We start from the raw sequence: 7123 nt of genomic DNA, 5'->3' as shown, positions 1-7123 counted from the left end.
GAAGCCAAAAAGTCCGTCGCCGCCCAGTTGCGCGCCGTCTTCAACGCGCCCGACCGAGCCGAGGCCGAGCGGCTCTTCAAGGCCGCCCTCGAATCCTGGCGCAAGGAGCATCCCAAATTGGCCGCATGGGCCGAGGAGGCCGTCCCCGAGAGCCTCACCGTCTTCGACTTCCCTGCCGCCCACCGCATCCTTTCGCACCAACCGCCGCTTCAAGCTGCTGTCCGAAGGGATGCCCGCCAAGCGTCTGTCGACGGCGTTTGACTCAGTGACGCTGTACGGCCACGACCCCGATCCGCGCCCGGACATTTACGGCAAGGTGGGCAACTCCGGCGTCAGCGTGGCCACGCTGGACGATATGAAGGTGCTGTACAGCGGCTTTGACCTGTGCGACCCCAGCACCAGCGTGTCGATGACGATCAACGGCCCGGCGCCCACCATTTTGGCGATGTTTTTCAACACCGCCATCGACCAGCAGATCGACAAATTTCGGGCCGACAACGGCCGCGAGCCCACCGACACCGAAGTCGCCAAAATCAAAGCATGGGTGCTGGCCAACGTGCGCGGCACCGTGCAGGCGGACATCCTGAAGGAAGACCAGGGGCAAAACACCTGCATCTTCTCCACCGAGTTCAGCCTCAAGGTGATGGGCGACATCCAGGAGTACTTCGTCCACCACAACGTGCGCAACTTCTACTCGGTGTCGATCAGCGGCTACCACATCGCCGAAGCGGGCGCCAACCCGATCAGCCAACTGGCCTTCACGCTGGCCAACGGTTTCACCTACGTGGAAGCGTACCTGGCGCGCGGCATGCACATCGACGACTTCGCGCCCAACCTGAGCTTTTTCTTCAGCAACGGCATGGATCCCGAGTACACCGTGCTGGGCCGCGTGGCGCGGCGCATCTGGGCGGTGGCCATGCGCGACAAGTACGGCGCCAACGAACGCAGCCAAAAGCTCAAATACCACATCCAGACCTCTGGCCGCAGCCTGCACGCGCAGGAAATCGCCTTCAACGACATCCGCACCACGCTGCAAGCGCTCATCGCCATCTACGACAACTGCAACAGCCTGCACACCAACGCCTACGACGAAGCCATCACCACGCCCACCGAGGAATCGGTGCGCCGCGCCATGGCGATTCAGCTCATCATCAACCGCGAGTGGGGGCTGGCCAAGAACGAAAACCCCAACCAGGGCGCCTTCATCATCGAGGAGCTGACCGAGCTGGTGGAGGAGGCGGTGCTGGCCGAGTTCGAACGCATCGCCGAGCGCGGCGGCGTGCTGGGCGCGATGGAGACCGGCTACCAGCGCGGCAAGATCCAGGACGAGAGCCTGCACTACGAAATGCTCAAGCACACCGGTGAGCTGCCCATCATCGGCGTCAACACCTTCCGCAACCCGCACGGTGACCCGATCCCCGAGTCGCTGGAGCTGGCCCGCTCCACCGAGGAGGAAAAGCAGTCGCAACTGCAGCGACTGCGCGACTTCCACGCCCGCCACGCGCACGAGGCGCCGGCCATGCTGCAGCGGCTCAAGCAGGCCGTCATCGACAACCGCAACGTCTTCGAGGTGTTGATGGACGCGGTGCGCTGCTGCTCGCTGGGCCAGATCACACAGGCGCTGTTCGAAGTGGGGGGGCAGTACCGGCGCAACATGTGACGGGTCTGCGCCGGGACACCGGGCGCGTGGGATACTCGCCGGATGGTGTTGTTCTGGCGTCAAGCCCTGGCCGATTCCGGCAACCTGCGCAGCATCGCCGCCATGTTGGTGGCGGTGGCGTTTTTTGCGCTGATGGACACGGTGCTCAAGCACCTGGCGGGGCATTACCCGCCGGCGCAGGTGGCATCTCTGCGCGGCTGGGTGGCGCTGCCGCTGGTGATGGGGTACCTGACGGTGCGGCGCGCTTGGGGCCGCGTGTGGCGGGTGCGCTGGCCGCTGCACGCCCTGCGCGGGGTGCTGGCCGTGGTCATGCTCACGGCCTTTGCGTATGGCGTGGCGGCGTTGCCGCTGGCCAACGCCTACACCCTGTTCTTCATCGCGCCGCTGCTCATCACACTGTTGGCCATCCCCATCCTGGGCGAGCGGGTGCGGCGCGCGCACCTGGCGGCGATCGCCGCCGGCCTGGTCGGCGTGGTCATCGCGCTGCGGCCCACGCCCGATGCCTTTTTGGGCTGGGCCGGGCTGGCGGTGCTGCTGGCAGCGGGCTGTTACGCCGCCTCGGCGGTCTTGGGTCGGCTGGCGTGCCGCACCGATGCCCCGGAGAGTCTGGTCTGGTGGTCCATGGTGGCACTCGCCCTGGGCGCGGGTGCGCTGGCCGCGCCGCAGTGGCGTCCGGTGGCTGCCGAACACGCGCCGTGGCTCGTGGCGCTGGCGATCACGGGCTTCGTCGCTCAGCTGGCGATCACCGAAGCCTTTCGGCACGGCCAGGCGTCGGCCGTCGCCCCGTTTGAATACACCGCGCTGGCCTGGGGCGTTGGGCTGGACGCGGCGATCTGGGGCGTGTGGCCGGATGCGCCCACGCTGCTGGGTGCTTCGGTGGTGATCGGCGCCGGGCTGTACCTGATCCGCCACGAGCGGCTGCACGCCCGGCGCGACCTGCACACCAACACCCCCCACCCCTGACGGCGTGGCCACGGGTGCGGCGCGGTGCTCAATCGATGGGCCAGGCCACGCCCTGGTCGGTCAGGATCGCATCCAGCGGCACGTCGTGCGGCTCGGGCTCCAGCCAGGGCAAAAACCCATGCGCGTACGCCAGGCCCACCGTAAACGGGCGCGGCCGCAGCGCCGCCAGGGTGCGGTCGTAAAACCCCCCGCCATAACCCAGCCGCGTCCCGCCCGGGCCATAGCCTACGCAGGGCACGAACAGCAGCGTGGGCTCGACCACCTCGGTGTCCTTGGGTTTGGGGATGCCGTAGGCGTCCTCCTCCATCGGACAGCCGGGGTACCAGACGTGAAAGCGCAACGTCTTGGCGACCTTGTCGATCACGGGCAGGCCGATGCGGCGGCGCTGACGGGCGCTTTGGGCGTCCTCGACATTGGCGGCCTCCTGCCACCGGTGCAGCGCCGGCAACGGGTCGAACTCGCCCTTGATCGGCCAGTACGCGCCGACCACGGCATCCTCGCGGTCGACCATCCACACGCGCATGACGCGCTGCAACGCCTCGTTGCGCGCCAGGCGGTCGGGCAGGCGCAACCGCTCGGCCACCAGGCGCTGCCGCCACTGGGCCTTGCGGGCGCCCGGATCGCGGTCCGTGCCGTGGCGCACGGGGTCGATGTTGTCCATAATCGCCTCTATGAAACGGATCGTCATGCGCCGCGGTGCGGCTGCCCACGGTGCGGCGGGGGACGCGGGCCAGCGGCATGCGCGCCCCGCTGGCCGAGCAGCTGCCATCTTACCGATGCTGGGCAGACTCCTGGTGGCCGTCGCGGCGCTGGGGGGCACGGTGTGCGCCCCCGCACAGGCCCAAGCGCCGGTACCGGCGCCTGCGGCCGCGCGCGAGGCTGCCGCCACCCCCTTGCCACCGGAGGCGGCCGCGCGTCTGCTGGGCGAGATGCGCAGCGCGTTCGAGCGCGGGGATGGCGCACGGCTGGCCGCCTTGCTGCCCCAGGTGCAGGGTCACCCGCTAGAACCGCTGGCCCACTACTGGGCGCTGCGCGTGCGGCTGGCCAGCGCCCCGGCCGAGGACATCCAAGCCTTTCTGACGCGCTGGCGCGGCAGCTATTGGGAAGACCGGCTGCGCAACGATTGGCTGCGCGTGCTGGGCGAGCGGCGCGACTGGCCCACTTTTTTGCGCGAGGTGGCCGCCTTTCGCATGAACGACGACACCGAGGTCGAGTGCTACGGGGCGCTGGCGCGCATCGACACCGGCCTGAGCACACCGGCCGAAGAGGCGGCCCGGGTGCGCGCGGCCTGGCTGCGGCAAACCACGGCCCTGCCGGGCTGCGCAGCCGCCGCGGCGCGCCTGATCGAGGCCGGTGCGCTGCCGCGCGAGGTGGCGTGGCAGCGCGCGCGCTGGGCGGTGGAGACCAGCCGGCTGGCGGTGGCCAAACAGGCGGTCGGGCTGCTCAACCCGCAGTGGGTGCCGTTGGTGGAGCGCGCCTACCAAGCCCCGCAGCGCTACCTGGACGACAAGGTCACCGCGCTGCGCCAGCGCACCAAGGAAATCGTCACCCTGGCCATCATCCGCCTGGCCACCCAGGACCCGGCCGCCGCCGCCGAAGAGGCCGACCACCTGCGCTGGCGCACCCAGCTCACCGCCGAGGAGCGGGCCTGGATCTGGGGCGCCATTGGTAAGCGCGCGGCCCTGCGCCTGTCGGACAGCGCGCCGGCGTACTTCGCGCGCGCCGACGACACCCTGCTGCCCGACGACTTTCTGGCCTGGAAGACGCGCGCCGCGCTGCGCGCGGGTGACTGGGCCACCGTGCGCAGCACCATCGCGCGCATGGACCCGGCGCAGCAGCGCGACCCCACCTGGACCTACTGGCTGGCGCGCGCGCTGCACGCCAGTGGCCGCGCGCAGGACGCCGCCACCGCGCGCGCCCTGTATGCCCGCATCGCCGGCCCGGACGGCTTTTACGAAAAACTGGCGGCCGAAGCCCTGGGCCAGGCTGTGACGCTGCCGCCGGCGCCGCCGCCACCCACCGCGGAGGAACGCGCCGCCATCCGCGCCAACGCCGGGCTGCAGCGCGCGCTGCTGGCCATCGAGCTGGGCCTGCGCGCCGAGGGCGTGCGCGAATGGCACTACGAGATCGCGCTGCACACCCCCGGCGGGATGGGTGAGCGCGAGCTGCTAGCGGCCGCCGAGTGGGCGTGCGAGCGCGGCGTGTGGGACCGCTGCATCAACACCAGCAGCCGCACGCGTGACGCACGCGACATGGCGCAGCGCTTCCCCACCCCGCTGCGCGAGCTGGTGGTGCGCCGCGCGCGCGAGATCGGCCTCGACCCCGCGTATGTCTACGGCCTCATCCGGCAGGAAAGCCGCTTCGTCACCGATGCGCGCTCGTCGGTGGGCGCCTCCGGGCTGATGCAAATCATGCCGGCCACGGCGCGCTGGACCGCGCGCAAAATTGGGTTGCAGGGATTCGAGCCGAGCCGCATCACCGACCCCGAGGTCAACGTGCAGATCGGCACCGCCTACCTCAAGCTGGCGCTGGACGACTTCGAAGGGTCGATGGCCATGGCGGCGGCGGCCTACAATGCGGGCCCGGGACGCCCGCGCCAATGGCGGCAGGGGCCTGAGCTGGAAGCGGCGGTGTGGATCGAAAACATCCCCTTCGACGAAACACGCGACTACGTCAAACGCATGCTGTCCAACACCACGGTCTACGCAGCCATCCTGACCGGCCAACCCCAGCGCCTGAGCAGCCGCCTGGGCCGCATTGGGCCACGGCTGACCACGGCGCGCGCGCCCGATACGGATCTGCCCTGACACGGCCCGAGGTCCTGTCAGGCCCCTGTGCGACGAGGACACCATGAAACACGTGCTGGTACTGGGTGGCACCGGCTTCGTCGGCCGCCACGTTTGCGAACAACTCACACGCCGGGGCGTGCGCGCCACCGTGCCCACGCGCCACCCCGAACACGCCAAGGGGGTGCAAATGCTGCCCATGGTGGACGTGGTCACGGCCGATGTGCACGACGACCGTGTGCTGGCGCGGCTGTTGCCAGGGCACGACGCCGTGGTCAACCTGATCGCGGTGCTGCACGGCAACCGCGAGCGCTTTGAGCAGGTGCACGTGGGCTTGCCGCAGCGGTTGGCCGAGGCCATGTTGGCCGCCGGGGTGCAGCGCCTGGTGCACGTCAGCGCGCTGGGCGCCGACCCCAACGGCCCCTCGCTGTACCTGCGCAGCAAAGGCGAAGGCGAGGCGGCTTTGCGCCACACCGCGGCGGGGCTGGCGCTCACCATCCTGCGCCCCAGTGTCATCTTCGGCGCGGAAGACCGCTTCCTCAACGTCTTTGCGCGGCTGCAACGCGCGCTGCCGGTGGTTCCGCTGGCAGCGGCGGATGCGCGTTTTCAACCGGTGTGGGTGGCGGACGTGGCGCGCGCCATCGTCGAATGCCTGCTGCGCGACGAGACCATCGGGCAAACCTACGAAGGTGTCGGCCCGGAGGTCTGGACCCTGGGCGACCTCGTGCGCCTGGCCGGGCGGCTGTCCGGACATCCGCGCCCGGTGATCGGGCTGCCGCGCGCGCTGGGCTATTTCCAGGCGCTGCTCATGCAACTGCTGCCCGGTGAGCCGCTGATGACGACCGACAACCTGCGCTCGATGGAGGTGGACAACGTCGCCACGGGGACCCTGCCCACCTTGCATGAGCTGGGCATCGTCCCCAGCGCGGTGGAGCCGGTGGCGGCGCGCTACCTGGATCTGGATGGGCCGGCGGACCCGCTCATCGACAAACGGCGCACGGCCCACCTGCGGCACTAAAAAAACGGCCGCCGCCCGCGCGGACGGCGGCCCACCGCTCTCCCCAGATCAAAACCTGCGGCTGTACTGCACGCCGAAACCGTTTTGGTGCATGCCGATGCGCGTGCCCGTGGGGTTCATGGCCATGCTCGTGAAATCCACGCTCGGCCCCACCACCGTCTCGCGCTTGCCGTGCCACAGCGCAAACGTCCACTCGGACTGCTTGTCGGGCGCGTAGGTGGCGCCAAAGGTGATGTGCTCGCGGATCACCCCGGGCGCGAGGATGTTGAACATCGCGTCCTGTGAACGAATGGGGTTGTCTCCCTTGTTGTAGCCGGCGCGCAGCGTCCAGCGCTCGTTCATCTGCCACTGCACGCCCAGCTTGACGACGTTGATGTCGCGCCAGCCAAACCCCGGCCCTTGCGCCGCACCCAGCGGCTGGCCGGCCATGATCTGGCTCAGGCTGCCATTGGCGATCGAGGGCACGCCGCCGTAGTTGATGCGGGTGGCATCCAGCGCCACCGTCACGGCGGGGGTCACCTGCACCGCCACACCCACGCCGAAGTTTTCGGGGATGTCGAAGTCCCCGCGATTGTGCAACCTCTTTTCTGTAAATTTCCGGTTGGGTGGTCATGACAACCGGGTTACAGGTTGAAGTTGAGATAGACCTTGCCGGTCAGCCACTCGTCGTCGAGTTCGGCGAGCATTGCGGAAACC

5 protein-coding genes and 2 pseudogenes are annotated in these 7123 nt (G+C 69.4%); 5 read left to right on the top strand and 2 right to left on the bottom strand.

Annotated elements, in window-relative coordinates; translation table 11 throughout:
• The 3 genes and pseudogenes from Tther_RS12370 to Tther_RS12360 all read left to right on the top strand — a co-directional run.
• Positions 1-249, top strand: a pseudogene (locus Tther_RS12370) (transposase); the annotation flags it as partial.
• A pseudogene (locus Tther_RS12365) lies at positions 191-1660 on the top strand (methylmalonyl-CoA mutase family protein); the annotation flags it as partial. The pseudogenes Tther_RS12370 and Tther_RS12365, both read left to right, overlap by 59 nt.
• A 42-nt stretch (positions 1661-1702) precedes the next feature.
• Complete coding sequence (locus Tther_RS12360) at positions 1703-2623, top strand: DMT family transporter (protein ID WP_221934035.1); 921 nt, start codon at positions 1703-1705, stop codon at positions 2621-2623.
• A gap of 28 nt (positions 2624-2651) precedes the next feature.
• Here Tther_RS12360 and Tther_RS12355 read toward each other — a convergent pair whose 3' ends face one another.
• Complete coding sequence (locus Tther_RS12355) at positions 2652-3284, bottom strand: 5-formyltetrahydrofolate cyclo-ligase (protein ID WP_143904317.1); 633 nt, start codon at positions 3282-3284, stop codon at positions 2652-2654.
• 115 nt (positions 3285-3399) lie between these two features.
• On the opposite strand from Tther_RS12355, the gene Tther_RS12350 reads away from it, so the two are divergent.
• Complete coding sequence (locus Tther_RS12350) at positions 3400-5430, top strand: lytic transglycosylase domain-containing protein (RefSeq protein ID WP_143904314.1); 2031 nt, start codon at positions 3400-3402, stop codon at positions 5428-5430.
• Between the two features lie 43 nt (positions 5431-5473).
• Positions 5474-6427, top strand: coding sequence for a complex I NDUFA9 subunit family protein (locus Tther_RS12345; RefSeq protein WP_143904312.1), 954 nt, complete (start codon positions 5474-5476; stop codon positions 6425-6427).
• 48 nt (positions 6428-6475) lie between these two features.
• On the opposite strand, the gene Tther_RS12340 is transcribed toward Tther_RS12345, so the two are convergent.
• Complete coding sequence (locus Tther_RS12340) at positions 6476-7006, bottom strand: OmpP1/FadL family transporter (RefSeq protein ID WP_143904310.1); 531 nt, start codon at positions 7004-7006, stop codon at positions 6476-6478.
• Positions 7007-7123: the final 117 nt, after the last annotated feature.

This window comes from Tepidimonas thermarum, from assembly GCF_007556705.1.
In the GTDB taxonomy this organism is placed as follows: Bacteria; Pseudomonadota; Gammaproteobacteria; order Burkholderiales; family Burkholderiaceae_C; genus Tepidimonas; species Tepidimonas thermarum.
Note: the sequence above shows the minus strand (reverse complement) of the source record. Positions and strands in the feature narration are given on the sequence as shown.

Coding starts and splice junctions, on each gene's coding strand:
- Tther_RS12360 (WP_221934035.1), top strand. CDS start 1,703: ATGGTGTTGTTCTGGCGTCAAGCCCTGGCCGATTCCGGCAACCTGCGC.
- Tther_RS12355 (WP_143904317.1), bottom strand. CDS start 3,284: ATGGACAACATCGACCCCGTGCGCCACGGCACGGACCGCGATCCGGGC.
- Tther_RS12350 (WP_143904314.1), top strand. CDS start 3,400: ATGCTGGGCAGACTCCTGGTGGCCGTCGCGGCGCTGGGGGGCACGGTG.
- Tther_RS12345 (WP_143904312.1), top strand. CDS start 5,474: ATGAAACACGTGCTGGTACTGGGTGGCACCGGCTTCGTCGGCCGCCAC.